22 protein-coding genes are annotated in these 25,945 nt (G+C 41.3%); 11 read left to right on the top strand and 11 right to left on the bottom strand.

Annotation, left to right across the window (positions count from 1 at the left end; all coding sequences use genetic code 11):
* Positions 1-20 precede the first annotated feature (20 nt).
* Positions 21-779: a hypothetical protein gene (locus AN213_RS00940; protein WP_054561792.1), complete on the bottom strand. Its 759-nt coding sequence runs from the start codon at positions 777-779 to the stop codon at positions 21-23.
* A gap of 297 nt (positions 780-1,076) precedes the next feature.
* On the opposite strand from AN213_RS00940, the gene cysB reads away from it, so the two are divergent.
* A complete protein-coding gene (cysB, locus tag AN213_RS00935) occupies positions 1,077-2,054 on the top strand; it encodes an HTH-type transcriptional regulator CysB (protein ID WP_054551618.1) in 978 nt (325 codons plus the stop codon).
* A gap of 56 nt (positions 2,055-2,110) precedes the next feature.
* Here the strand turns inward: cysB and AN213_RS00930 are convergent, their stop codons facing one another.
* The 3 genes from AN213_RS00930 to pabB form a co-directional block, all read right to left on the bottom strand.
* Positions 2,111-3,487, bottom strand: a complete 1,377-nt coding sequence (locus AN213_RS00930) for an L-serine ammonia-lyase (protein ID WP_054551617.1) — start codon at positions 3,485-3,487, stop codon at positions 2,111-2,113.
* 101 nt (positions 3,488-3,588) lie between these two features.
* Positions 3,589-4,167, bottom strand: a complete 579-nt coding sequence (locus AN213_RS00925) for a CoA pyrophosphatase (RefSeq protein WP_055196876.1) — start codon at positions 4,165-4,167, stop codon at positions 3,589-3,591.
* Positions 4,168-4,184: 17 nt separating this feature from the next.
* A complete protein-coding gene (gene pabB, locus AN213_RS00920; protein ID WP_055196874.1) occupies positions 4,185-5,528 on the bottom strand; it encodes an aminodeoxychorismate synthase component I in 1,344 nt (447 codons plus the stop codon).
* Positions 5,529-5,709: 181 nt separating this feature from the next.
* On the opposite strand from pabB, the gene AN213_RS00915 reads away from it, so the two are divergent.
* The 6 genes from AN213_RS00915 to AN213_RS00890 all read left to right on the top strand — a co-directional run bounded on the left by AN213_RS00915 (position 5,710) and on the right by AN213_RS00890 (position 16,713).
* Positions 5,710-7,236 (top strand): fumarate hydratase, encoded by a 1,527-nt coding sequence (locus AN213_RS00915; RefSeq protein WP_054551614.1) that lies wholly within the window; start codon positions 5,710-5,712, stop codon positions 7,234-7,236.
* A 401-nt stretch (positions 7,237-7,637) separates the two neighbouring features.
* Positions 7,638-8,678: a Glu/Leu/Phe/Val dehydrogenase gene (locus tag AN213_RS00910; protein WP_054561789.1), complete on the top strand. Its 1,041-nt coding sequence runs from the start codon at positions 7,638-7,640 to the stop codon at positions 8,676-8,678.
* A 133-nt stretch (positions 8,679-8,811) separates the two neighbouring features.
* Positions 8,812-9,468 (top strand): CatA-like O-acetyltransferase, encoded by a 657-nt coding sequence (locus AN213_RS00905; protein WP_054561788.1) that lies wholly within the window; start codon positions 8,812-8,814, stop codon positions 9,466-9,468.
* A gap of 131 nt (positions 9,469-9,599) precedes the next feature.
* Positions 9,600-12,506, top strand: a complete 2,907-nt coding sequence (locus AN213_RS00900) for a ligand-binding sensor domain-containing diguanylate cyclase (RefSeq protein ID WP_055196872.1) — start codon at positions 9,600-9,602, stop codon at positions 12,504-12,506.
* A gap of 90 nt (positions 12,507-12,596) precedes the next feature.
* On the top strand, positions 12,597-13,421 hold the full coding sequence (locus AN213_RS00895; RefSeq protein ID WP_054551610.1) for a M90 family metallopeptidase: 825 nt from the start codon (positions 12,597-12,599) through the stop codon (positions 13,419-13,421).
* 106 nt (positions 13,422-13,527) lie between these two features.
* Entirely contained in the window at positions 13,528-16,713 is a 3,186-nt protein-coding gene (locus AN213_RS00890; protein WP_055196870.1) for an amidohydrolase family protein, read from the top strand.
* A gap of 54 nt (positions 16,714-16,767) precedes the next feature.
* Here the strand turns inward: AN213_RS00890 and AN213_RS00885 are convergent, their stop codons facing one another.
* Positions 16,768-17,310 (bottom strand): TetR/AcrR family transcriptional regulator, encoded by a 543-nt coding sequence (locus AN213_RS00885; protein WP_055196867.1) that lies wholly within the window; start codon positions 17,308-17,310, stop codon positions 16,768-16,770.
* A 99-nt stretch (positions 17,311-17,409) separates the two neighbouring features.
* Between AN213_RS00885 and AN213_RS00880 the strand changes: the two genes are divergently transcribed.
* Entirely contained in the window at positions 17,410-17,886 is a 477-nt protein-coding gene (locus AN213_RS00880; protein WP_055196865.1) for an HPP family protein, read from the top strand.
* Between the two features lie 30 nt (positions 17,887-17,916).
* On the opposite strand, the gene AN213_RS00875 is transcribed toward AN213_RS00880, so the two are convergent.
* Complete coding sequence (locus AN213_RS00875; protein WP_054561783.1) at positions 17,917-18,294, bottom strand: hypothetical protein; 378 nt, start codon at positions 18,292-18,294, stop codon at positions 17,917-17,919.
* A 150-nt stretch (positions 18,295-18,444) separates the two neighbouring features.
* Here AN213_RS00875 and AN213_RS00870 point away from each other — a divergent pair, with 150 nt between their 5' ends.
* Positions 18,445-19,197 (top strand): Nif3-like dinuclear metal center hexameric protein, encoded by a 753-nt coding sequence (locus AN213_RS00870; protein WP_055196862.1) that lies wholly within the window; start codon positions 18,445-18,447, stop codon positions 19,195-19,197.
* A 4-nt stretch (positions 19,198-19,201) separates the two neighbouring features.
* On the opposite strand, the gene AN213_RS00865 is transcribed toward AN213_RS00870, so the two are convergent.
* Entirely contained in the window at positions 19,202-19,966 is a 765-nt protein-coding gene (locus AN213_RS00865; RefSeq protein ID WP_055196860.1) for a YdcF family protein, read from the bottom strand.
* Positions 19,967-20,021: 55 nt separating this feature from the next.
* Positions 20,022-20,909 (bottom strand): LysR substrate-binding domain-containing protein, encoded by an 888-nt coding sequence (locus tag AN213_RS00860; RefSeq protein WP_054551603.1) that lies wholly within the window; start codon positions 20,907-20,909, stop codon positions 20,022-20,024.
* Positions 20,910-21,270: 361 nt separating this feature from the next.
* On the opposite strand from AN213_RS00860, the gene AN213_RS00855 reads away from it, so the two are divergent.
* Complete coding sequence (locus tag AN213_RS00855; protein ID WP_236702870.1) at positions 21,271-21,915, top strand: alpha/beta hydrolase; 645 nt, start codon at positions 21,271-21,273, stop codon at positions 21,913-21,915.
* 2 nt (positions 21,916-21,917) lie between these two features.
* A complete protein-coding gene (locus tag AN213_RS00850; RefSeq protein WP_055196857.1) occupies positions 21,918-22,742 on the top strand; it encodes an alpha/beta hydrolase in 825 nt (274 codons plus the stop codon).
* On the opposite strand, the gene AN213_RS00845 is transcribed toward AN213_RS00850, so the two are convergent.
* The 3 genes from AN213_RS00845 to AN213_RS00835 all read right to left on the bottom strand — a co-directional run bounded on the left by AN213_RS00845 (position 22,739) and on the right by AN213_RS00835 (position 25,924).
* Positions 22,739-23,218: a YchJ family protein gene (locus AN213_RS00845; RefSeq protein WP_055196855.1), complete on the bottom strand. Its 480-nt coding sequence runs from the start codon at positions 23,216-23,218 to the stop codon at positions 22,739-22,741. The genes AN213_RS00850 and AN213_RS00845 overlap by 4 nt on opposite strands.
* 40 nt (positions 23,219-23,258) lie before the next feature.
* A complete protein-coding gene (locus AN213_RS00840; protein ID WP_054551944.1) occupies positions 23,259-23,696 on the bottom strand; it encodes a SulA-like leucine-rich domain-containing protein in 438 nt (145 codons plus the stop codon).
* 302 nt (positions 23,697-23,998) lie between these two features.
* Entirely contained in the window at positions 23,999-25,924 is a 1,926-nt protein-coding gene (locus AN213_RS00835) for a S9 family peptidase (protein ID WP_055196853.1), read from the bottom strand.
* Positions 25,925-25,945: the final 21 nt, after the last annotated feature.

Genomic DNA, 25,945 nt, shown 5'->3' with positions numbered 1-25,945 from the left:
CAAAGCAAAGAAAAAGTGGTTTACCACTTTTTCTTTGGTGCGAATAATACGTCTAAATCGTCCTGCTCTTGTTCTGCTTTCTTCTTTAGTGACGTTGCATTTGATGCTTTCAACTCAGAGCTAATCGTTTCTAAATAGCCTTCAACTTCTTGTCTTTTCGAGTTTACATATTCATCGCTATAGCTAACTGAGGTCAGTGTTGCTAGTGCTTTTTCAAAATACTGTCTGGCAGAGCCCACCATATTTGCTGAGCGAGCTGAAATCCCGCGCTTAATTTGGCTTTCTACATTGATTCTTAACTGCAATTTTTCAAGGCGTTTATCTTCAGCAACAAATACTTGGCTATCTACCTTGCCTTTACCATGCTCTGAGCGAAGTACTGCTCGTAATTTCTTTATACCTTGAATTAGAGCTATTAATTGTTTGTCGTTATCTGGTAGTGCTAATGCATCGCTATTACTTGCTTCGATAGGAGAGGCTAGGCGTTCTTTAGATTCTTTTAGTCTGTTTTTTAATTCTTTTGAGCTTGGAGAAAGCTCGACCATTGAAACAAGTGCATCATAAATACGGCGTTGAATAATACGCAGAATATTTTCAGACATGGGGATATTGGCACTGTTAAGCAGTACATCTTCTGCCTCTTCAATGATTTTTTTTTGTTTTGTAAGCTCTTTACGGCGCTCTGCTTCTTGTTTTTCTTTATGTTGCTGCACAGCGCTGACCCATAAAGCGATCACGATTAATGCAACAATGAGCATGATGATGATAGAAACAATCATTACTAAATCTCAGTTTTAACTATCTAATTTTTTTATCTTACCTTAAAAAGATTAGATCTGAACAGTTTTGCGGTAGTTATCTCGAATAAACTTATTACGATTACTACTTTATAACGAGTATAGCGCTAAACTAGCACCTTTATTGAATATTTTGCGAGTAAACACGGCTACCGAGCAGTAATTTAATGTGTTAGCCTTAGAAACAATCGATATAAATGTATAGCGCGATGAAATATCGCTTGGCATTGCGCTTTGCAGCCTTTATAAATAAACAATAACAACGTTTACAATGCAGCCATGAAACTACAACAACTCAGATATATAGTCGAAGTCCAAAATCATAAACTGAATGTCTCTGCGACAGCCGAAAGTTTATTTACCTCGCAACCGGGGATCTCGAAACAAGTTCGTATGCTTGAAGACGAACTGGGAGTACAGATCTTTGGCCGTAGTGGCAAACACCTTACCCATGTAACCAGTGCCGGTAACGAAATTATTAATATTTCACGAGAAATACTGTCGAAAGTTGAAGGTATTAAAGCGGTTGCCAATGAGCATACCTTGCCTGATCAAGGTAAACTTAACATTGCGACCACGCATACTCAGGCTCGTTACGCATTACCGAATGTTATTCAAGGCTTTATGAAAAAGTACCCAGCAGTGTCTTTACACATGCATCAGGGTACGCCACAGCAAATTTCCGATGCGGCAGCACGCGGTGATGCTGATTTTGCCATTGCGACTGAGGCGCTGCATTTATATTCTGATTTAGTTATGTTGCCGTGCTATCACTGGAATCGCAGTATTGTTGTGGCAAAAACACACCCGCTTGCGCAAAAGGCTGATAATTTAACGGTTGCCGATGTGGCTAAATACCCACTTATTACTTATGTGTTTGGTTTTACTGGTCGTTCTGAGTTAGATAAGGCCTTCAATGCACATGGTCTTGAGCCGCATATTGTTTTTACTGCAACAGATGCTGATGTAATTAAAACCTATGTTCGTTTAGGCCTAGGTGTAGGTGTTGTGGCGTCTATGGCGATTGATCAAATAACAGATACTGATTTAGTGTGTATTGATGCAAGCCACTTATTTGAAGCGAGCACCACTAAAATTGGTTTTAGAAAAGGCAGCTTTTTACGCAGCTACATGTATGATTTTATTGAGCGTTTTGCCCCGCACTTAACAAAAGAGCTGGTTGAACGAGCAAGCTTATTACGTAACCAAGAAGATGTTGATAAGCTCTTCGAAAACATTGAGTTACCAGTAAAATAGAGATAAAGAAGCCGCTTTAAAGCGGCTTTTTTATTGTGCTCAAAACGTGCTGTAAATTAACACTCGATGATATTAACCGCTAAGCCACCGCGCGCGGTTTCTTTGTATTTCGTTTTCATATCATTCCCTGTGTCGAGCATGGTTTTAATTACTTTATCAAGGGTCACTTTTTGTTCGCCAGAACCACGCATTGCAAGGCGTGACGCATTAATTGCTTTAATTGAGCCCATCGCATTACGTTCAATACACGGTACTTGCACAAGGCCGCCAACAGGGTCACAAGTAAGACCTAGGTTGTGCTCCATGCCGATTTCAGCAGCATTTTCAACCTGTACTACATTGCCACCCATGATTTCAGTAAGTGCACCTGCTGCCATTGAGCAAGCAACGCCCACTTCACCTTGGCAACCTACTTCAGCACCCGAAATTGACGCGTTCTTTTTATATAAAATACCAATTGCTGCCGCCGTTAATAAGTAACGTGTTGCGATATCACGATCTACTTCTTTAATGAAAGTGTGATAATACATTAATACCGCTGGCAAAATACCTGCAGCACCATTGGTTGGTGCGGTAACAACACGGCCGCCGGCAGCATTTTCTTCGTTTACTGCAAGGGCAAATAAATCAACCCAATCCATAGCACGTAATGGGTCGTTGTTTACCTCAATATTTAACTTAAGGTGTAAACTAGGGGCACGACGTTTTACTTTTAAACCACCTGGTAAGATACCTTCTGTACGCATACCACGCTCAATACAGGCTTTCATTACTTGCCAAATATTAAACAGCTCATCTTTGATGTCTTTTTCGCTGCGCAGGGTTTTTTCGTTGTGCATCATTAGCGTTGATACACTAAAACCAGACTCACGGCACAGTTCTAACAGCTCTTTTGCCGTATTAAACGGATAAGGCGCTGGGTTTTCTTCGCGGATTTCGAGTGCTTTTTGTTTTTCGTTCTCGAACTCTTCATCACTGACGATAAAGCCGCCACCGATTGAGTAATACACTTTACTGAATAACTTTTCGCCATTTTGGCTGGCAATGATTTCCATTGCATTTGAATGTTTTGGTAATGTTTTACGACGATGAAATACAATCGCACCTTGTTTAGGGAAATTGGCTTTATGGCTTTGATTTAAATAAATAACCTGCTCTTTTTCGATTTTTGCGAGGATATCGTCGACTAAATCAGCATCAATGGTTTCTGGATCATAACCGGCAAGGCCTAAGATCACAGCTTTACCAGAGCCGTGACCAATACCTGTTTGGCCGAGTGAGCCAAATAGCTCAACTTTAATATCGGTGACGTTTGCAAGTAAGTTTTTTTCTTCTAGTTCGTTTACAAATAAACGCGAAGCGCGCATTGGGCCAACAGTGTGAGATGACGATGGGCCAATACCAATACTAAACATATCGAATGCACTGATCATAATTTGCTACTCATTTTTCTATTAACGGCATACTACCTGCCTTTGAACGGTGCCACATGATAACGTTTAAACGTGCCTGTGTAACCCTAAAAGCAGGATAATTAAACTGGTAGGGCGAGCTGTTTTATAAAGTTATTAATTATGCTCGCTGTTGCTCCCCAAAGCAGTCCATGGGGGGTCATCAAACCTTGCAAAGTAATGGTTCTACCATTTCGCACAAAGGGAAGGGGTTGCCAATTTTGTTGATTACTTAAATAAGATAAGGGCAGTAAAAAGCTGGCAGCCACTTCGTTGGGATCTGCTTGCCACGTTGTGCCTTCACTAAGCACACACACAAAAGGCTCAATAGTGAAACCGGTTAGGGTCGCGTACTGATGTAATTTACCGTGGACAGTCACTTGGTGTGTCGCAATGTTAAGCTCTTCATTAAGCTCTCGAAGAGCGGTGTGCAGCAAAGTGTCATCTTGTTCTTCATACTTGCCACCCGGTAAGCAAATCTCCCCCGGGTGATGAAGTAAATAACTAGGTCGCTTGCACAGCAACAAATGCGCTTCGTCGTTAACATCAAGCAGAGGTAACATTACGGCACTGGCACGCTTTTCGGCATTAAAGCGAATGGTTGCTGGGCGCTCTGTGGTTTGGCTTAAACTAAAACGGGCAATTATTTGCTGGCTATTCAAGGTAGTTACTTCAACTTTTACTTTAATAAAGGCAGTATTTTATTTACTTTATCGTAAGTTTCTTGGTACTCCAAGTCGACCTTTGAATCAGCCACAATGCCACCGCCAGCCCAGCAATAGATTGCACCTTTGTGGCACACTAAAGTACGAATTGTGATACTGGTATCCATGTTGCCACAGGCACTTAAATAGCCAATTGAGCCGCAGTACACACTACGGCGATGCGGCTCGAGCTCTTCTATGATTTCCATAGCACGAATTTTCGGCGCTCCGGTAATTGAACCACCCGGGAAAGCGGCATGAATTTGGTCAACGGCATCTTTGCCATCTGCTAATTCTGCGCGCACAGTACTTACTAAATGATGTACAGCTGGAAAGCTTTCAATGGCAAATAACGAGGGGACGGTGACACTACCTGGACGAGCCACTTTGCCTAAATCGTTGCGCAGCAGATCAACAATCATGACATTTTCTGCGCGGTCTTTTTCAGATTGTTGTAAACGAGTTGCTTGCGCTTGGTCTTGTTCAGAGCCAGCCAATCGAGGGAGCGTTCCTTTAATTGGCTTGGTTTCTATTTGGCCCTGATTAATCGAAATAAAACGCTCAGGGGAGATAGATAAAATAGCGCCATCTGGGTGATTTATATAGCTTGAAAATGGTGCTTTATTCGCTTCTCGAAGTTGTTTATACGCTTGCCATGTTGAACCAGAAAACTCAGCTTTAAAACGCTGCGCAAGGTTGATCTGGTAGCAGTCACCACTTTTTAAATAAGCTTGAATTTTCTCGAACTTTTCGCTGTAACTGGCTTTACTCATGTTTGACTGCCAGTCACTTTGTAGCGCGAACTCTGCATTTGCTGGTGTTTCGTTTAGCTGCTGCTGATATAGCGCTAAGCGATTATGATTTGGCTGAAAGACGTAAAACCAGCTTTGTTGTTGCTTATCATAAATAAGAGCATCTGGATAAAGGCCTACAGCCATTTGCGGCATGTTAATGTCGTTTTCGGCAGTACTTGGCATACTTTCAATCACACGACCTAAGTCATAACCAAAATAGCCAAGCCATCCACCTGTAAAGGGTAGGTTATTAGGGTTAGCTGTGTGATTAAATTCCTGAAGACCTTCTTTCATCAAGCTAAAACAATCACTTGATTGTGCTTTGCCGTCGACAAAGCATGTATTTTCACGCACTTCTAATTGCATTAATGGTGCAATAGCAATGATATCGAAGCGGCTATTTACATGCTCGCTATTGGCTGAATCGAGCAACACGGCATGGGGCAAATGAGCAAAATGACTAAATAGCGCGATACAATCACCACTTAAATTTAATTTAATGCACAAATTTTCATCGTTTATCATCTACATTGCCCTGAATAACTAGCCCGAAACGGGCGAGGAGGGTATCATAAGTTAAATTTGATTGGCAGCGTTATGATTTCCTTTATAGTGATGCCATGACTAACCCGTAGAGTAAATCTTCGTCACCGGTTTACTCAGGATCACGTACAGCGCTACGCGATAAAAACTTAAGGAACCCGTAATGAGTACAATTCGTCAGCAAGACTTCATTGATAGCATTGAAGATGCATTGCAATACATTTCTTTTTATCACCCTCTCGATTTCGTACAAGCCTTAGAAAAAGCTTACAATAAAGAGCAAAGCAAAGCGGCAAAAGATGCCATTGCGCAAATTTTAATTAACTCTCGTATGTCTGCTGAAGGTAAACGTCCACTTTGCCAAGATACAGGTATCATTACTTGTTTCGTAAAAGTAGGTATGGATGTTAAGTGGGATAAAACAGACATGACTGTTCAGCAAATGGTTGATGAAGGTACACGTCGCGCATACTTAAACCCAGATAACCCATTACGTGCATCAATTGTTGCAGACCCTGCTGGCACGCGTAAAAACACCAAAGACAATACTCCATCAGTTGTTCATATCGACTTAGTGCCAGGCGCTGAAGTAGAAGTAATGGTGGCTGCGAAGGGCGGCGGCTCAGAAAATAAAACGAAAATGGTTATGCTTAACCCATCTGATGATGTGGCTGCATGGGTTGAAAAAACATTACCAACAATGGGTGCGGGCTGGTGTCCACCTGGCATGCTAGGTATAGGTATTGGTGGTACTGCTGAAAAAGCTGCAGTACTTGCTAAAGAATCATTAATGGATCCGGTTGATATTCACGAGCTTATTGAGCGCGGCGCAGAAACAACTGAAGAAAAAATGCGTATTGATATCTTCGAACGTGCTAATAAATTAGGTATTGGTGCACAAGGCCTAGGTGGTTTAACAACCGTAGTTGATGTAAAAGTTAAAACAGCACCGACTCACGCAGCATCAAAACCAGTGGTTATGATCCCGAACTGTGCGGCAACTCGTCACGTTCACTTCACATTAGATGGTTCAGGCCCAGCCGATCTTAAAGCGCCTAAACTTGAAGATTGGCCAGAAGTTACATTTGAAGTAGGTGAAGGTACACGTCGTGTTGATTTAAACACACTGACTAAAGAAGACACGCAAGAATGGAAGATGGGTGAAACGGTTCTTCTGTCTGGTACTATCTTAACGGGTCGTGATGCCGCGCATAAACGTTTACAAGATATGATCCAATCAGGTGAAGGTTTACCTGAAGGCGTTGATTTTGATAACAAGTTTATCTACTACGTTGGCCCTGTAGATGCAGTGGGTGATGAAGCGGTAGGTCCTGCTGGCCCTACAACTGCGACTCGTATGGATAAATTCACTGATATGATGTTAGAAAAAACGGGCATCATCGGTATGATTGGTAAAGCAGAGCGTGGTCCTGCAACAGTTGAATCAATCAAAAACAATAAATCTATCTACTTAATGGCAGTAGGTGGTGCAGCTTACCTTGTATCTAAAGCAATCAAGAAAGCACGTGTTGTTGCGTTCGAAGATTTAGGCATGGAAGCAATCTACGAGTTTGAAGTAGAAGATATGCCAGTAACGGTTGCTGTTGATAGTGAAGGCGCCAATGCGCATACGCAAGGTCCTGCTATTTGGAAAGCAAAAATCGAAGAACTTGATGGCAAATTAAAGTAACCATCTTGCAACTCTCTTGAAAAAACGGCGCACCTGCGCCGTTTTTTTTCAGCTCTGACCAGTCTCAGCTATTTCTCTAACATCTCTTTAAAAGCCGATTTTAATTGGCTTTATCGGCACATTCTTCTTGTCACTTTTTCTTTACGCTATACTTTACCTTTACGTTCACGTAATAAAGTTTGTAATGTTAATATTTTGTTTTGAATTAACAATGCTTAATGCGTACATTGATTGGTATATTTTTTCCATAAAGTGTTAGTTTTTGAGTTGTTATTTCGGTCTGAGAACTTTACTTAGTTTTATCATCTCATTTAGTGGCAAGGGAGCAAACGAAGTGATAAAGTCTCGGCACTTTCAGCGCTCACACCCCTTAGGGTAAGAAAATTTCGGAGTATTTAACTGTGGCTGTATTTAATAAAGTCGACTTTGATAACCACGAGCAAGTGGTGTTTTGTTCAGATAAAGAATCAGGCCTAAAAGCTATTATCGCGGTTCACAATACCAAGTTAGGTCCAGCGGTTGGTGGTTGCAGAATGTGGAACTACACAACTGATGAAGATGCTGTTACTGATGCACTTCGTTTATCAAAAGGTATGACCTACAAAAATGCTGTGGCACGTTTACCATTTGGTGGCGGTAAGTCAGTGATCATCGGTAATGCTAAAGAAATTAAATCAGAGCAACTTTTCCGTGCATTTGGTCGCCAGTTAGAGCGTTTAAGCGGTAGCTACTATTCAGCTGAAGATGTAAACATCACTTGTGATGATGTGGCAATCATGAATAAAGAAACTAACTATGTATTAGGCCTTGAAGGTAAAAGTGGTAACCCTTCACCGTTCACAGCATATGGTACATTCTTAGGTATTAAAGCCGCTTTACAACATCAACGAGGTCATCAAGATCTTGCTGGTATCAAAGTAGCCGTGCAAGGTTTAGGTGCAGTAGCATATGGCCTTTGTAAACACCTACATGAAGCGGGCGCAACATTATTTGTAACAGATATCAACGAACAAGCTGTTGAGCGTGTTGTAAATGACTTCAATGCAACGGCTGTGGGTATTGATGAAATCTACGACTTAGATGTTGATGTGTATGCACCATGTGCACTTGGCGCAACGGTAAATGACACGACTATCCCGCGTTTAAAAGCAACAATTATTGCAGGTTGTGCGAATAACCAATTAGCAGAGTCTCGTCACGGTGAGATCATCCGCGAAAAAGGTATCTTATATGCACCTGATTACGTAATTAACGCAGGTGGTATCATCAACGTTTATTACGAAACGGCACCAGAAGGTTATAGTGCAGAAGCATCAACGAAACACGTTGAAGGCATTTTTGATACGCTAACAGAAATCTTTGCTCGCTCTGAAAAAGAGCAGAAGTCGACGCATTTAATTGCCGATGAACTCGCATTAGAAATCATCGAAAACGGCTTATAATTTAGTAAATCGATAAATTTACAGGTAAAAAGGTGCGCAAGTCGCACCTTTTTTGTCTCTGTTATTTATCGCATCAAGGTGACGAAGTCACGCAGGCTAGGTAAACTCGGCTTTTAAATCTCGAGGGCACCTAATGAAAACTCCATCTTGTGAAATCACACCTATCGATCTAGCTACTTGGCCTCGCAAACAGCATTTCGCTTTTTTCAAAGAATTTTCTCTGCCATATTTTAATGTATGTGTTTCACTCGACATGGCGGCTCTTTACAACAAGTGCAAAGCAGAACCGTATTCCTTCTTTCACAGCTATGTTTACCTAACACTTGAAGCATGTCATGACTATGCACCAATGCGCCAACGTATTATTGATTCGTTGCCGGTACAACTGTCATCGGTAAGAGGAAGTGTGGTCGAGCTTGCAGAAGATGAAACATTTCGCTTTAGTTATTTTGAAAAACAAGCGTCGATGGCAGACTTTTCAAAACACGCTATTGCTGTGGGTAAAACAAGTAAAGCAAAACCATTTTTCTCTGATGCATTTGCTGCAACAGAAGGGCAGCCTGACCTTATTCATATCTCAGTACTTCCATGGTTAAACTTTAGCGGCTTCTCGCATGCTGTAAGTGAGGGGCATGGTCTTGGTATTCCTAAGTTTGTGTTTGGTCAATATGATTCACAAACTGGCAAGATGCCGCTTTCAATCGATGTGCATCATGCTTTGATGGATGGCTTGCATGTGGCGCGATTTGTGAAAATATTGCAAGAAAAAATTACGAATTTTTGTAATTGATTGTTGCTAAATGTCATTAAAGTGAGTAAAAATTGCAACTAATGTAGTATTATCTGAAGTTAGGGATGACTTTGGCTTCACAGAGCTACATCACTGAATAGAACGATAATAAATATCAGGGTTTTAGTTTTATGGTGCGGGTAGTTAGTTGTATTTTTCTTTTATTGAGTTTCAGCGTTTTTGCTGATTCTGCACGCCTCTCTTTAAGTGATTATTTTACAGAGACTTGGAGCACTCGCGCCGGCCTTCCTCACAATAGCATTAATGGCGTAACGCAAACCAAAGATGGTTACATTTGGATAGCGACTTGGGAAGGGCTTGCCCGTTTTAATGGTCGCGAGTTTAAACTTTTTACTCGAACAGAAATTCCTGGCTTACCTGATTCTGGCTTACGTAGCCTGATCCCGATGGATAATGGTGATTTATATATCGTGGGTGCCCGTGGCGGTATTGCGCTTCGCTCACAAGGGGGATGGCGAGCATTACCAAGTTCATCAGCCATGGTTAACCATGCACTTGTTACTGAACAAGGTGAGCTATGGCTGGCACTTGAAGGGCAAGGCATTGTTTACCGCGCTTCTGAAACTGCCACTGAGCAAAAACTGCTTGATAAGCTAAGCGCCTATCGTCTTTTACAAGACAACACAGGCGTGATTTGGGCTGCGACCAGTGATGGTCTTTATCAAATAAAGAATAAGCAAGTTAGTAAGGTCAGTGAAGACTCTGGGCTTCCAAATGCCTCTGTGTTTACCTTATTACTAACTGAGTCAGGCACTTTAATTGTCGGCACTGAAAAAGGCGCATGGCAAAAGCAAAACGATAAGTTTGTTGCTATTAATCCTGTCCTTAACAACGAATCAATTGCCAGCTTACTCGAAGATGCGCAGGGCGATTTGTGGTTTGGCACCATCAATAAAGGGGTGTTCAGACTCAGTAGTTTAGGCCTTGAAAACTTAGCGGCAGATGATGGCTTACCCAACAACCGTATTTTATCTTTACTGCAAGACCGCGAAAAAAGTATTTGGGTTGGCACTAATGCCGGGTTATTCCGCTTGCGTGAAGCACCATTTACTAATTGGAGTGAAAGTCGTGGGCTTGCATCCGACTATGTACGTACCGTGTTATCGCATTCTGATGGCAGCTTATGGGTGGGTAGCAGTAATGGCTTAAATCGCATTGAAAATGGCAAGCTTACAACCCTTACTCAAGCCTATGAAAAAGACCCACTATCCGTTTTAAGTTTAACCGAGGATAAGCAAGGTGGTGTTTGGTTAGGTACTTACACTGCCGGTTTAATGAAAGTGGTTAATGGGCAAATTTACCCAGTAAAAAACCGCAATAATGGCCTGAACAGTAACGAAGTTCGTGCTGTGTTGTTCGATAAAGCAGATAACTTATGGATTGGCACCGCCGGTGGTTTAACCAAAATAGACCCTGCTGGGCAAACCGAATTATTCACCACCGAAGATGGCTTAATTGGTGATTTTATTATGGCCCTTGTTGAGGATGACCATGGCAGGTTATGGGTCGGCACGGGAGTGGGTGTGTCCATTTATGACCCAGCGACAAAGCAGTTTAAAACACTCGAGTTTCCAAAGCAGTTCAGCACTGAATATGCATTCGGCTTTTACTTAGATGGCTATAAAATGTGGCTTGCGACCGATAGAGGTCTCGTTCGTTACAATCTCAGTACAGATAAAATGAGTTTGTTTGGTCGAGACCAAGGTTTACCGGTCGATAAGCTATTCCAAGTCATAGAGCAAGGTGATTCATTGTGGCTGACCAGTAACCGCGGTGTTATTCAAGTGAACAAAGCTCAGCTAGTTGCACTTTTAGATAACCCTGAAAAAGTTCAACCAATGAGCGTTTCGATGCAGCTTTATGATGAAGGCGATGGCATGCTAAGCGCGCAAGCGAATGGCGGTTCAAACCCTGCTGCTGTACTTCATTCAGATGGTCAAGTATGGGTTGCAACAGCCAAAGGCGTCGCTATTGCGACACCAGAGCGCTTAAAAGAAGCCAGTAAACGACGATTATCGACGGTTATTGAAAGCTTTGAAGTCGATGGCAAACCCATGACTTTACCTGTTGGTAATGAGGTTTTGAGCTTACCTGCTGGTGTTTCTCGTGTTTCGTTTAACTACGCTGGGCTAAGTTTTATCATGCCTGGGCGGTTAAATTACCAAACTCAACTAAGTGGTTACAATCAACAATGGGTAGACAGGGGGCGCTTGGCCATTACCGAGTACACCAATTTACCACCAGGTAAATATACCTTTAAAGTGCGTGCAGGTTACCCAAATAGTGACTGGCAAAATAATGAGCAAGTTCTGCGTTTTAAAATTGCCCCTTATTTTTGGCAAAAAACCAGCTTTAAGTTATTTGTCTTAGTTGCTGTGCTTTTTGCTGCTTATGCCATTTATAAATACCGCTTATATCATTACAAGCGCATTGAAATTGAGTTAACGGAAAAAGTTGAACAGCAAATGCATGATTTGCAAACGCAAGCCGATGCCTTTGCTCATTTAGCGAATCATGACCAATTAACGCAATTACCGAATAGACGTGCTTTCGATATGTGGCTGTCTGAAAACTTTAGTCAGTTCCAACGTGATAATAAAACGCTCAGTATTGCCATTATGGATATTGATCACTTCAAACTGATTAATGACAATTTCTCGCACTTAATTGGTGATAAAGTGATTTGTGAAATTGCTCGTTTACTGCGTATGAATTTCCCTGATGAAGGCTATGCGGCGCGTTGGGGTGGCGAAGAATTTACCCTGTTGTTCCCATACAAAAATGCTGAAGAAGCCGCAAGATTGTGTGAAATTATCCGTTTAGAGATAGCGGGTTACGATTTCTCAGAATTAGCAGATAGTCTTTCTGTCACGGTAAGTTTTGGTGTAGCAGATAACGCGCAAGTTGCTGATTATGACCGCTTGCTATCACATGCCGATAACGCTTTATACAATGCGAAGAATAACGGTCGAAACCAAATTTTTATTTATAATCAAGGCTGTATTACGCTCGATTAATCAGCTTTTCAAATAAAAATGTGTGTAAACAATTGATCTTTTTTTGTTTGCACACATTAAAGTATCAAGATTGTTTTTTAGGCGATAGTAATGCTTAACCTGGTTTTGATACTTTTTTTAATAATTTTTGTTGTGTGTTACTGGCGCTGGGACGATATCCGTAATCACTTTTGGCAGAAAAAATACCTTAATAACTCCCTCAATGTTCAGCAAAAAAATCTGCTGTTAAAATATATGCCTATCTACCGAAAGATGACGGATGCCGATCGTGAAAAGCTGGAGCGTCACATCGTTTGGTTTTTAAATGAAAAACGCTTTATTGGTTGTGATGGTCTTAAGCTTAATGATGCAATGAAGCTGATTGTAGCGGCAGATGCCTGTGTTTTAGTGCTTAATAAACCGTGGCCATTGTATCGTAATGTAAAAGAGATCCTTTTATACCCAAGCGCGTATTATGCCCCGCAAACTTCCCGTGATAATGCTGGGCTTGTGAGTTATCACAATACCGTGCGTCAAGGTGAATCATGGCCTGGTGGAACCTTGGTATTGAGTTGGCATGATGTCCTTGAGGGGAACCGCTTACCAAGTGATGGTCATAATTTGGTATTTCATGAATTTGCCCATCAGCTCGACCAAGAAACCGGTAAAACCACGGGTACACCACTGCTTTCTAGTAACGAAGATTACCAAAAGTGGGCAAAAGTATTTAGCCGCGCGTTTAATCAACTCAAAACCCATTTAGCTTATGGCATGCCTCATGTTATTCATAGCTATGGCGCGACCAATGAGGCAGAGTTTTTTGCTGTTATCACCGAAACCTTCTTAGAAAAACCCGCTGAGCTAAGACAGTTTGACCCAGAAATTTATCATTTACTGGTTGGCTTTTATCAGTTTGATCCGATTGCGTGGCATTAGTCGACTATTTACGTCTGTTTAACACGAATCACTGGAATCTTGCTATGCTATTTGGTGCAATCTTAAAAGTGTGCATATAAGCAAAACAATAAAAAGTGAGATTTCAATGAAGAAAATGCTTCATACAGCGCTCGCTGTATCTATTTCACTTGCTCTAACTGGGCAAGTGGCGGCAGCTGAGCAATCAAATGACGACAAATGGCAGGTGGACGCACCAAAAGGCCAATTCCTAGACGCTAAAATTAGTGTTGAGCAGGGCACGTGGATGAACGTAGATATTAGCCCTGATGGTAAAACAGTGGTGTTTGACCTACTCGGCGATATTTATACCATGCCAATGTCAGGTGGCACAGCAACGCAATTAACCAGTGATATTGCATGGCAAATGCAACCACGTTTTAGCCCTGATGGTAAGCACATTGCGTTTACTTCAGACCAAGGAGGTGGCGATAACATTTGGGTGATGGATTTAAATGGTGAAAACCAAAAAGCCGTAACGAACGAAACATTTCGTTTGTTAAACAGCCCAGCTTGGAGCCCAGATGGTGACTACTTAGTTGCGCGTAAGCACTTTACTGCAAGCCGCTCTTTAGGGGCTGGTGAAGTATGGCTCTACCACAAAGCGGGTGGTAAAGGTGTACAGCTAACCGCACGCGAAAACGACCAAAAAGACTTAGGCGAGCCAATGTTCTCACCAGATGGTCGTTATGTTTATTTCTCTCATGATGCAACGCCGGGTAAAACATTCCATTACTCTAAAGATTCTGTAGCGGGTATTTATAAAATTAAACGCTATGACCGTGAAACCGGCGAAATTGAAACAATTATAGATGGTATGGGTGGGGCTATTCGACCAACACCTTCACCAGATGGTAAAAAGCTTGCGTATATCAAGCGCGATGATTTCCAAACAAGCTTGTACTTATATGATCTTCACACCGGTGAGCATACCAAGCTGTATGGCGAGCTTGAGCGTGATATGCAAGAGACATGGGCAATTCATGGCGTATACCCAACAATTGCTTGGACACCAGATAACGAACAGCTGGTCTTTTGGGCGGGTGGTACCATTCATAAGCTAGATGTAGATGATAAGTCTGTCTCGACTATTCCATTTAAAGTTGAGACCAATAAGCAAATTCAAAAAGCGGTGCGTTTTACACAAAACATCGATAGCGATAATTTTGATGTGAAAATGCTGCGCAATGTACAAATTTCACCGGATGGTGAAACGGCTATTTTTGAAGCGCTAGGTCATATTTATAAACGTGATTTAGAGTCTGGCAAAGTAAAGCGCCTGACTAAGCAAGACGACCACTTTGAATTATTCCCGCAGTTCTCTCGTGATGGTAAGAAGGTTGTTTACACCACATGGGATGATAACGAACAGGGCTCAGTACGTGTTGTATCTGCGCGCAGTGGCCGTGGCGATACCATTACTAAAGAGCCGGGTAAATATGTAGAGCCAACTTTCAGCCCTGATGGCAAAACAGTTGTTTACCGTAAAGCGTCTGGCGGCAGTATCCTTAACCCAACATGGTCATTAGAGCCAGGCATTTACTCAGTAAGTGCTAAAGGTGGTAAAGCGACGCTAATCACTAAATCAGGATATCAGCCACAATTTGGTGCAGCGAATGACCGTATTTATGTGATGAGCCCTTGGCCGAAACCAACATTAAGTGTTGTTGAGCTTGAATCAAAGCAAGTTCGTAAACTTTACGAATCAGAACATGCTACAGAGTTTAGAGTATCACCAGATGGCCAATACTTAGCGTTTGCAGAGCGTTTTAAAGTATTTGTTACGCCATTTGTTGAGCGTGGCAAAACCATTAATATTGGCCCGAAAGATAGCCAATTCCCAATTGAGCAGCTTTCTGTTCGCGCGGGTGAAAACATCAGCTGGAGTGGCACAAGCGATAAACTTTATTGGAGCTTAGGCCCAGAGTTATATCATGCAAGCTTAGCGGGTTTATTTGATATTAACCAAAATGCAGAGACTGACTTTAAAGTTAAAAGCGGCGATAACATCGGTTTTACAAAAACCATGGCGGAGCCTAAATCAATCTTTGCGTTAACTGGTGCGCGTATTATCACCATGAACGGTGAGCAGGTCATTGAAAACGGCGTTATTGTTACTGATGGTAAGCATATTAAAGCGGTTGGTAGTAAAGACAGTGTTGCTATTCCTAAAGGCGCAGAAGTAATTGATGTAACTGGCAAGACAATTATGCCGGGTATTGTTGATGCGCATGCGCACGGCTCACAAGGTAGCGATGAGATCATTCCACAGCAAAACTGGAAGAACTTAGCGGGCTTAGCGTTAGGCGTGACAACGATTCACGATCCATCAAACGACACCACAGAGATTTTTGCTGCAAGCGAAATGCAAAAAGCAGGCATGATTGTCGGCCCTCGTATTTTCTCAACGGGTACCATTTTATATGGTGCAAATATGCCAGGTTATACATCGCATATTGACTCGTTAGAAGATGCTAAATTCCACCTTGAGCGTTTAAAGAAAGTAGGTGCGTTTAGTGTTAAATCATATAACCAACCTCGTCGTGAACAGCGCCAGCAAGTTATTGAAGCAGGTCGTGAACTTGAAATGATGGTTGTGCCAGAAGGCGGTTCATTACTGCAGCACAACTTAACTATGGTAGTTGATGGCCATACGGGTATTGAACACTCAATTCCTGTTGCCAATATTTACGATGATATTCGCCAGCTTTGGTCTCAAAGCGATGTGGGTTATACGCCAACGCTGGGTGTAGCTTACGGTGGTATTTGGGGTGAAAATTATTGGTACGACAAGACGGATGTGTGGAATCACCCACGCTTAAGTAAGTTTGTACCAAAGAATCAGCTTTTACCTCGCTCAATGCGTCGTGTTAAGGCGCCCGATCATCACTATAACCACTTTAACAACGCCCGTGTTGCTAAAGAGCTGCAAGACTTAGGTGTTTTAGTAAACCTTGGTGCTCACGGTCAACGTGAAGGTTTAGCGGCACATTGGGAAATTTGGATGTTTGCGCAAGGTGGTATGACACCACTTGAAGCTATTCGTGCAGCAACCTTAGATCCTGCTAAATACATTGGCCTTGATAACAACATCGGTTCTCTTGAGCCGGGTAAACTTGCCGATTTAATTGTTATTGACGGGAACCCGCTAACTAACATTCGTGATACAGATAAAATCGATTACACCATGATCAATGGTCGACTATTTGATGCTGCCACCATGAATGAAGTGGGTGAGAAAAAACGCGAAAAGTTATATTTTGAAAAAATCTAACATAGCGTAAATCTAAACTGAAAGCGGCCATTGCGCCGCTTTTTTATTGTTAATTTATTGTTTTAAATGAGGAAAATGTTTAATTTCAACTAGTTTTGCTTGGCAGATCATGCCCTCTACAAGCGTCATCAAATAGTGGCTGTGCGAGTCTAGCTGCGAACTTTCCATGTTATTACACGCTGATAAACGCTGTTTAATTAACTGCTGTACTGCCATTTTATGCTCTTTGCAGGCTTGATTTATCGGGCTTGTAGGATCAGCAAACTCAGCGGCAGTGTTAATAAATAAACAGCCATTAAAATCACCTAACTCAGTCACTTCAGAATTAAACCAAGCTTCATGGCAGCTGATCAAAGCGACTTTAAATTCTTCAACAGTAGTTAGCTTGCTGGTGGCATGCGTTAACCAATTTAAAAACCTGTTATGTCGCTCACTAAGGCACGCTAATAATAACTCATCTTTACTTGCGAAATGATGGTACATGGTTTTTTTGGCGACACCCGCCACACTAATAATTTCGTTTATTCCCACACTATGAATGCCTTTTTGATAAAAAAGTGACAGGGCGGTCAAAATAATATGTGTTCGTTTATCCATAACAAGGTCTCATTAGGTGACTAATGATAGCTTGACAGAAGTAGACCGACTTGTCTACCATTTGCTGGTAGACAAATCGGTCTACCTATTGGAGGTTTTATGGAGAATAAAGTAAGCAAGGCGGCCATTGCGGGTATATTTGCTTGTATGGCAATTTTTGTATTGGCCTATTTACAGCAATTAGGAAGTTATGGGGTGTGGTTGATGGCTCCATTTGGAGCAACTGCGGTGCTGGTATTTGGTGTGCCACACAGTCCTTTAGCTAAAGCGAAGAATGTTATTGGTGGGCACTTTTTAACTGCACTAATCGGCGTTGTTTTTGTAAATTATGTCGGAGTAGGGCCTGTTGAAATTGCTATAGCTACAGGGTTTGCAATTAGCCTAATGATGTTGACAGATACCGTACATCCCGCTGCAGGCGCAAACCCAATTTTGATAATGCAATCTATGCAAAGCTGGGACTTTTTAGTGATGCCTGTATTGATTGGAACCGTATTTATAGTGTTGTTTGGCCATGTTAGCCAATGGATTATAACTAGCCAAATGAACAGCCATAAAAAAACCGCTAACGAGTAGCGGTTTTTAAAATTGCTAAGTGTAATTTGATTACACAACACCACGCGGTAAACGACAATCGTGGTCTTTTTCAGCTAGGTTAACAATCCAAAGCTCTTCAGCTTTGTAACCGTCATCGTTTGCTGTAACAACAGTGAACGATGCTTTCTTAGCTGTTTTAGCCGGTGCAGCGGTTTTAGTTTTGGTTTTTTTCGCTGGTGCTTTAGGTGCTTCTTCTGCTTTAGGCTCAGCTGTTTTACCAGAAGTGAGCTCTTCAGTCAGCGCTGCAACATCAGCAAGGCGCATATTTTTGCCACCGTCGATGCTATACCAACCAGGTTTTGTTGTGATTTCAGGTTTCTTACCATTCGCTGCTTCGTATGCTGCTTCGAAGGCATTTAACACTTCTGTTTTGTCTAGTTTGCTCATCAGAGACCCTATACGTTGTAAACACAGATTAAGAATACATATTTATACCTATTTTCAGCTTACTTTTCAATTTTTTGCGATTTTCCTTCCATTTTTCACTCATAAACGCCAAAATTTGCACAAAATAGAGGGTTGAAGGACGATTTTTATATGCAACGCAAACAATTTACTCAATTATTAAACGACATTCTTAAACCTGATTCTATCGCTGACTTTTGCCCAAATGGCTTACAAGTTGAAGGTGCGAGCGAAGTAAAAAAGATAGTGACGGGTGTCACCGCTAGCCAAGCATTGATTGATGCCGCTATTGCAGAAAATGCAGATACTATTTTGGTACACCATGGTTATTTCTGGAAAGGGGAATCGCAGCCAATCACGGGCATGAAAAAGCGCCGTATTGCAGCGCTTTTAAATAATGATATTAACTTATATGGCTATCATTTACCGCTAGATATACACCCTGAAATTGGTAATAACGCGCAACTGGCTAAGTTACTCGATATTGAGTTCACAGGTGGGCTTGAATCTGGCCCAAATAGTGTGCCAGTAAAAGGCCGTTTAAAAACACCTTTAAGTGGTGAAGAATTTACCGCCAAAATAACCCAAGTACTTGACCGTGCACCATTAACTAGTTTGGTAAGAAAAGAGAAAATCGAAACCATCGCTTGGTGCACAGGTGGCGGACAAGGGTATATTGATTTAGCGGCAGCTCAAGGTATTGATGCTTATCTTACAGGTGAAGCCTCTGAGCAAACGATTCATAGTTCACGCGAGCAAAGTATCGACTTTTTTGCAGCAGGGCACCATGCGACTGAGCGTTATGGCATCAAAGCCTTAGGCGAGCTTTTAGCTCAGCAGCATGGTTTTGATGTAACGTTTATCGATATCGACAATCCAGTCTGATGTTCTACAGCGCCTCTGGATCAACCCAGCGGCGCACACTCACCCATGCACTGCCAATTTTCTCATGCGCTACTCTGGTCACTGCAACAAGTACTGCAATGTTAGGTATAAACTGTTTGTACGTTGGATACTGACTAAAATCTTGAAAGTCGGTTGCCGCTGGGATCACATCAATGCCTTGTGCATTAAATAAGTCTTTCGCTCGCGGCATGTGGCTCGCTGAGGTGACTAAGGCAGTTTTTTTATCGACTAAATAAATGGCAAGTCGTTTCGCCTCTTCTGCGGTGTCCATGGCGAGAGGGTTTTGTTTAATTCTCGTTGCAGAAATACCTAACGCTTTTGCTGTCTCAAACATGAGCTGGCTATTGGTGGTATTAGCAAAGCCGCCTCCTGATACATAAAGGGTGGCATTTGGATAGTGATGGGCAAGCTTAACACCTTCAAGTAATCGAGCAAGCGCGCAATCGCCTAACTGGTGGTTTGCTTGAAGGCGCGAGTTGGGCATTATTGAGCAGCCAAGTACCACAATGTTATCGAGTTTAGGGTGTTTCGCTTGTTTAAATTGCCAAGCTGGGTTATTGCTTGCAGCTATCAGTGATTGACCAATAAATGGCGTGCTTATCAGCATTAAAGTTAAAATACTAACAAAGCCAAAATAGAGTGCTTTGCGTTTATGTGCAATGGCTAAAAATACCATCACTAAAGTAAGAAGCCCGAGCAAAGGCAGGGGCATTAATAATGAGCCAATGATCTTTTTAATTTCAAACATGTATCAACACTATTGTTTGTAACAGATGCAGCTATGTTAGTTATTTTGCCTAGCTTTAGCGACCGTTATTTTGCTTACATGTATTTAAAAAGTGGCGATAAACTGGGTTATCTTTCATATTCTTTTTCATCGCTAAATACATAGGGCGAGTAAGGCCTAGTGCACCTAACGGAATAGACTTAATGAGCCCTTGGCTTTCATAAGGGGTGACTAGCCAGTCTGGTAATGCTGCAACCCCCATACCTGCACTCACTAATTGAAATATCAATAAGCCTTGGTCAACCGTTTTAAGCGTGCCATCAAAGCGTGCATTTTGAATAAAATGTTTAAAGATGTCTTGGCGCTCACGGGGAATAGGGTACGAAATAATTGTTTCGTTCTTTAAATCAAGGGCGGTGACATAGGCTTTTTTAGCCAACTCATGATCCGGTGCAACGATTAGTTTCAATTTAAAATCAAACAGGTGAGCATACTCAAGTTGATCGGGTTCACGAATATCAGAAGTCAGCACTAGATCTAATTCATCATTAATTAAATCTGGAATGGCGTCGTAACTAAAGCCGCGCTCGTAATCAATTTTAATATCAGGCCAAAAATTATTAAATTCTTTGATGGTTGGGAGCAACCAATGAAAGCAGGCATGACACTCAACGCTTAAACGTAAATTTGAGATTGGCTGGTTAAGGCTTTCTTTTAACCGACATTTTGTTGCCTCAACACGAGGTAATACTTCATTAGCAAGCTCCAGAAGTAGCATACCTTGCGGAGTAAAACGCACAGGCTGTGTTTTACGTTCGAACAGCTGGCAATCTAACTTATTCTCGAGATCTTTAATTTGATGCGATAAAGCCGATTGAGTTAAAAACAACTCACGGGCGGTATTGACCAAAGAGCCTGTTTCTTTAAGGGTCGCTATGGTTTTTAGGTGCTTTATATCAATCATCTTTAAAAAATCTCATGGAAAATGTGAGTCTAACTCAGATTACGAACATACTACGCCTTAGAATTTATTTTTTCAACGTCTAGACGTCTAAAACCTGCAGTTATTTTAACTGCTTTTTTACAATACGCCTTTTTATAAATATTGACAGCGTTGTCATGTGGTTTTTTGTAGTTTAACTATGAAATTCCATGAATTTACCTCAAGTTGAAACTTGAAGTTTAAATCGTGATACAGCTTGCGATTAGTAATTTGATTTTTAATTAAAATTACTGAGAGTAGGGTTTAGTTTTTTGCTAAGATATTATTTTTTAAGGTGTTATTATCTTCTATTAGGTGTAACGTGATTTTTAAAGGGATGCTTGTGATACGTACCGTACTTTTACTCTGTGCATGCTGGGTTTTGCCTGTTTGCGCTGGCACTATCTACAGCCAGTTTCCAACAGAGATTGACCCGTATGGTCACTATGTTTTTTATTCACATGGTTTTATCGTTGAAGGGACAAACCCTAAGCCTGTTCACAAAACCTTTGGTGTTTATGACTTTATTGCAGTAAAAGAAGCACTGGCAGATGAGAGCTATCATTTAATTGCCTATCACAGGCCAGAGGGCACTGAGCCATTTACGTTTGCGAAAAAGCTCGCTGTAGATGTTGAAGCATTGATCAGTGCCGGTGTTGCTGAGTCGAACATTAGTTTGGTTGGTTTTTCACGGGGCGGGGCATTGTCGATCCTAGCAGCCAATGAACTTAAGCGTACACATATTAACTTAATTATATTGGCAGGTTGTGCAGGCCTTATAAAAAATCACACATCAGTTAAGGCTTATGGCAAGGTGTATTCTATCTTTGAGCGCTCAGATCAGGTTGGCTCTTGCCAATTTTTAATTGATAGAAGTGACGTAACCAAGTTCGAAGAATTAAGCATTAATACAGGGCTCTCCCATGGCACATTTTATAAACCAAAAGATGAGTGGCTGTTACCAATTAAGAAGTGGTTAAAGGATTAACTATGCCTTATATATTGCTCGTTTTGGTGATCAGTGTTTTGGGCGTGACCTCCGTAAGCTATGCTGAGCCGTTTACTTTGCCACATACTAATACTGTGTTACTTAAAGATAAACATACCGAAAACGAATACCCCATTACGATTAAATTGCCACGCAGCTACCAAAAGCAAAACCAGAAGCGCTACCCAGTTGTTTACCTGTTAGATGCAAACTACAGTTTGCCAATTACCTCTGGTGCTAGTCGCTTTATGATGAATTCGGGGGCTATAGAAGAGGTAATTATCGTTGCAGTAGGATATCAAAAAGGTGTATCAGGGCTTGATAGCCGTATTTATGACTATACGCCATTTGAAGATAAAAATTGGCAGCGTAAAACTGGCGGAGCAAGTCAGTATCTAAACTACCTAAAACATACTGTATTGCCTTATATTGAGGCCGACTTCAGAACAACCCAAAAAAGTACGTTAGTCGGTAACTCACTTGGCGGTTTATTTGCGGCTTATACCTTATTCACTGAGCCTTCGCTTTTTTCAAATTATATTATCGGCAGTCCTTCAGTGTGGTTTAAAGAAAACTCAATATTAGCTATGGCTGTAAAACCAGCTGCCAACACAACAAAAGTTTACATCGCAGTGGGAGAACTTGAAGAAAGCGAAGGTGAAAAAATGGTGTCGGGCGCAAGGCAATTAGCAGCTAAAATTAATAAACATAGCGGCGCGCTGGTTACAACAAATTTATTTGTTATCCCTCAGGCACGCCATGCAACTGCATTCCCAACAACGATTACCCAAGCCTTAGACTGGATTTACCAGGTTAATGGTAATTAAAGAGCGTGACACTTTTTATATTTTTTGCCGCTCCCACAAGGGCACTCGTCGTTACGGCCAATTTTAATATCTGCAACTGGCGTTATATCACCATCTAAGTAACGCCATAGGCCATCTTCTTTAATAAAACGCGACTTTTCGTGTAACTCACAATACAAGTTTTGGTAAAAGTAATTAGCTTTAAATTCGACAAAACCTTCTTGATCATTATGTTCAGTATCTAAAACACTTAGCTTGGTAAAACGGCAGCTATTAGCAAAATCTTTAATTTCGCGAACAGGGTTAGCGGCTTGCTGGCTTTGTGCATAGGTACTGAATACATATTTCGCATCTTTCAGCGCGTATGCACTAAAACGAGAACGCATAAGTTGCTCTGGCGTATCAGCTTGGCTTGCACCTGTATGAAAAGGTTGGCAGCAAAGCTCGTAAGTCGATTCGCTGCCACAAGGACAAAGGGAGTGTGTGAGTGATGTCATAACAACTTACCTAAAACTATAAATTGTTATTTTAACAAGCCTATTGTGGCTGCGGTACTAAATTGTTTAATTGAGCGCTTTTTGTAAAACAATAAAACTTAGCAGATGCCTGCTCAAGGTTTAAGTTCATCGAATCAAGTTGATGATTGTTAACAATATCTGTCCATGTGATCACAGCAGCAAAATTACCGTTATGTAATGCTGAACTAAGAACATACTCAAGATTAACTAAATGTTTTTGTCTGATCACAAGAAGTTTGCTGGTATCAATCGAACACGAATCTAGTAAGGCTTTACTAGGAACATGATCAGGAGCAATTAATAGTGTCCATGCATTTTGGCTATTGTAATGATGCAATACTTTTAATAGCTCAAAGGTTGCTGATATTTCGTCTTCAATTTGAATTAAATTAACAGACGCTTTGTCGTTATCTTGTTGGTAGCTTTTAACTGTTCTTAAGGTAATTGGCTGTAACATAACTTTCACTCACTGGTTGTTTATACAGTATGTGTATACAGTAGTTTATACAGTGTTTTTGCGCAAGTACTTTTTTGCTATTTTTTAACCAATTATTCAGTTTTATTTTAGTTAATATTATTTAATTGTTATTAAACAGTTGCTTATGGTTTTATTTTGAAGGTTGGAAAAGGTGAAAAATTTACCATTAAATCCACACAGTATTTTATACAGTACTGTATAAACTGTTAAATTTTGATTCTATACAGGTGTTTTGCATAAAAAAGCCGGCATAATACCGGCTCTTTATCTTTGCAATTTTGCTATTTATCTAAGTAGGTATTTAAGAACTCAAGGTATGCATTTGAGGCTTTTATGCGGTTTTCTTTTTTAGTAAAACCATGGCCTTCATCATCGAATAATACATATTCAACAGGCACGCCATTTGCCTTTACAGCGGCAACAAGTTCATCGCTTTCAACTTGTAAAACGCGTGGGTCGTTAGCACCTTGGATCACCATTAATGGCTTGGTGATGTTTTTAGCATGAAATAGTGGCGAAATGGCACGGTGACGTTCACCGTCTGTCGCTGGGTCGCCCATTTCATCATACAGTGCCTTTTTAAAGCTTTCCCACCATGGTGGAATTGAGTTTAAGGTTCTAACCCAGTTTGTTACACCAAATATATTAATGCCTACTTTGAACTCTTCTGGTTCAAAGGCAAGTGCTGCGGCGGTCATAAAGCCACCATAGCTGCCCCCCATGATGCCAATTTTATCAGCATCAACCCAATCTAGGCTTTGCAGGTGTTTTTTACCGTAAACAATATCTTGTAAATCGTCAGTGCCGTGTTTTTTATCATCTAAATGGAAGAAGGTTTTACCATAGCCTGAGCTGCCACGGTTATTTACTGCAAAAATGGCATAACCATGATTGACTAGATGCTGCTGCATTGCACTATATCCTGTGCGACTTTGGCCGCCAGGACCGCCGTGCACCCAAACTAAAGCTGGTACTTTGTTGTTACTATTAGCTTGCTTAGGCTTATATAAAACCCCAGGGATCTCTAAACCATCAAAGCTTTTAAAGCGCACAATTGTGCTTTCAACCAAGTCATTTTGATCAATGGCATCACTTAATGTGTTGGTTAATTGTTTAGCTTTTGATTCACCGAGTTGCCACACAAATAGGTTACTTGGCGAGGTATCTGAATTTAAATAAAACGCCATGGTCTTTTCATCAGCTGAAAAGTTCACACCACGTAAGTTACCAGCAGGCAGCGATGGCATGGCAATACCTTTACCTGTGGTGGTATCAATTATCGACACTTTAGTGCTTGCGTCAGCATTAACACCGCTTACTTGATAACGGCCAGATTTAGAGAAGTAAATAAAACTCACATCCCACTCATCTTTGAGGGCAGGGCTGTGCTCGCCGGTCGTTAAGTCATAGCGCCACACCTCTGCAAATTCACCTTTGGCATCGGTTGAGTAATATAATGATTTACTGTCTCTTGAGAAGGTTTCTGGGCCATACTTAGCGTCATCGTCATGACGGGTAATGAGCTCTGGTTTCAGTGTTTTCTTACTCGTATCGAGAATAAATACATCGCTGTCTTTGTTCGAATTGTTTTTCGATAAAGCAATAAAGCGGCCGTCAGGGCTGATTGCGCCGACATCTAGCCCCATAGTATTTTGATAAACAGGCGTTACTTCATAGCTGTTAGCATCAACACGATATAGGTCCATAAACTTAGCATCACGCTGATTGCTGGTTATAAAAAAGTGTTTACCGTCTTCTGTGAAGCCTGCAAATCCTGCACGGGTTTCTTCACCTGGCGTAAGATCTTTAACTGTGCCATCTGTTTCGCGAACGTAGATGTGATAACGCTCGTTACCACCAGAGTCTTTAGTAAATAGTACGCGCTCATCTTTAGGGAAATAAGCCACAGCATAAGTACTGTCTTCAAAGTCTGTTAAGCGGGTTTTTTGGGCGGTTTTTATATCTACTTCATAAAGGCTATAAATGCCGCTTTCGTCACTGCTAACGAGTATTTTGTCGCCTTTCGGTGAAAAGCTGCTGCCCATAATTGAGGTTGTATCAAAAAAGGTTTCAGCGTCGTACTGTTTAACAGTTTGGCTTTGTTGCACGCTTTCGGTGCTACTTGTTGATGGGGTTGATTGAGAACATCCTGCCAGTGCAAGGCTAAGCGCGCATGCAACGGCAGCTAGTTGAAAACTCGGTTTCATTGTAATTATTCCTTGTTAATT

Origin of the sequence: Pseudoalteromonas sp. P1-8, from assembly GCF_001399985.1 — a bacterium.
Taxonomy (GTDB): domain Bacteria; phylum Pseudomonadota; class Gammaproteobacteria; order Enterobacterales; family Alteromonadaceae; genus Pseudoalteromonas.
Note: the sequence above shows the minus strand (reverse complement) of the source record. Positions and strands in the feature narration are given on the sequence as shown.

Coding starts and splice junctions, on each gene's coding strand:
- AN213_RS00865 (WP_055196860.1), bottom strand. CDS start 19,966: ATGTTTGAAATTAAAAAGATCATTGGCTCATTATTAATGCCCCTGCCT.
- AN213_RS00890 (WP_055196870.1), top strand. CDS start 13,528: ATGAAGAAAATGCTTCATACAGCGCTCGCTGTATCTATTTCACTTGCT.
- AN213_RS00915 (WP_054551614.1), top strand. CDS start 5,710: ATGAGTACAATTCGTCAGCAAGACTTCATTGATAGCATTGAAGATGCA.
- AN213_RS00845 (WP_055196855.1), bottom strand. CDS start 23,218: ATGACATCACTCACACACTCCCTTTGTCCTTGTGGCAGCGAATCGACT.
- AN213_RS00905 (WP_054561788.1), top strand. CDS start 8,812: ATGAAAACTCCATCTTGTGAAATCACACCTATCGATCTAGCTACTTGG.
- AN213_RS00885 (WP_055196867.1), bottom strand. CDS start 17,310: ATGGATAAACGAACACATATTATTTTGACCGCCCTGTCACTTTTTTAT.
- cysB (WP_054551618.1), top strand. CDS start 1,077: ATGAAACTACAACAACTCAGATATATAGTCGAAGTCCAAAATCATAAA.
- AN213_RS00880 (WP_055196865.1), top strand. CDS start 17,410: ATGGAGAATAAAGTAAGCAAGGCGGCCATTGCGGGTATATTTGCTTGT.
- AN213_RS00870 (WP_055196862.1), top strand. CDS start 18,445: ATGCAACGCAAACAATTTACTCAATTATTAAACGACATTCTTAAACCT.
- AN213_RS00835 (WP_055196853.1), bottom strand. CDS start 25,924: ATGAAACCGAGTTTTCAACTAGCTGCCGTTGCATGCGCGCTTAGCCTT.
- pabB (WP_055196874.1), bottom strand. CDS start 5,528: ATGATAAACGATGAAAATTTGTGCATTAAATTAAATTTAAGTGGTGAT.
- AN213_RS00940 (WP_054561792.1), bottom strand. CDS start 779: ATGATTGTTTCTATCATCATCATGCTCATTGTTGCATTAATCGTGATC.
- AN213_RS00850 (WP_055196857.1), top strand. CDS start 21,918: ATGCCTTATATATTGCTCGTTTTGGTGATCAGTGTTTTGGGCGTGACC.
- AN213_RS00860 (WP_054551603.1), bottom strand. CDS start 20,909: ATGATTGATATAAAGCACCTAAAAACCATAGCGACCCTTAAAGAAACA.
- AN213_RS00900 (WP_055196872.1), top strand. CDS start 9,600: ATGGTGCGGGTAGTTAGTTGTATTTTTCTTTTATTGAGTTTCAGCGTT.
- AN213_RS00875 (WP_054561783.1), bottom strand. CDS start 18,294: ATGAGCAAACTAGACAAAACAGAAGTGTTAAATGCCTTCGAAGCAGCA.
- AN213_RS00930 (WP_054551617.1), bottom strand. CDS start 3,487: ATGATCAGTGCATTCGATATGTTTAGTATTGGTATTGGCCCATCGTCA.
- AN213_RS00895 (WP_054551610.1), top strand. CDS start 12,597: ATGCTTAACCTGGTTTTGATACTTTTTTTAATAATTTTTGTTGTGTGT.
- AN213_RS00840 (WP_054551944.1), bottom strand. CDS start 23,696: ATGTTACAGCCAATTACCTTAAGAACAGTTAAAAGCTACCAACAAGAT.